1 rRNA gene is annotated in these 530 nt (G+C 53.4%); it reads right to left on the bottom strand.

Going from position 1 to position 530, the window contains the following annotated elements:
* Nucleotides 1–530, bottom strand: a 16S ribosomal RNA gene (locus ACCI51_RS19450); the annotation flags it as partial.

Raw genomic sequence — 530 nt, 5'->3', positions numbered from 1 at the left:
TCTGTCCCACCTTAGGCGGCTGGCTCCAAAAAGGTTACCCCACCGACTTCGGGTGTTACAAACTCTCGTGGTGTGACGGGCGGTGTGTACAAGGCCCGGGAACGTATTCACCGCGGCATGCTGATCCGCGATTACTAGCGATTCCAGCTTCATGTAGGCGAGTTGCAGCCTACAATCCGAACTGAGAACGGTTTTATGAGATTAGCTCCACCTCGCGGTCTTGCAGCTCTTTGTACCGTCCATTGTAGCACGTGTGTAGCCCAGGTCATAAGGGGCATGATGATTTGACGTCATCCCCACCTTCCTCCGGTTTGTCACCGGCAGTCACCTTAGAGTGCCCAACTTAATGATGGCAACTAAGATCAAGGGTTGCGCTCGTTGCGGGACTTAACCCAACATCTCACGACACGAGCTGACGACAACCATGCACCACCTGTCACTCTGCTCCCGAAGGAGAAGCCCTATCTCTAGGGTTGTCAGAGGATGTCAAGACCTGGTAAGGTTCTTCGCGTTGCTTCGAATTAAACCAC

Origin of the sequence: Microbulbifer echini (genome assembly GCF_041447225.1) — a bacterium.
GTDB lineage: Bacteria > Pseudomonadota > Gammaproteobacteria > Pseudomonadales > Cellvibrionaceae > Microbulbifer > Microbulbifer echini.
The sequence above is the reverse complement of the archived record's forward strand: the minus strand, read 5'-3'. Positions and strand labels throughout refer to the sequence as shown.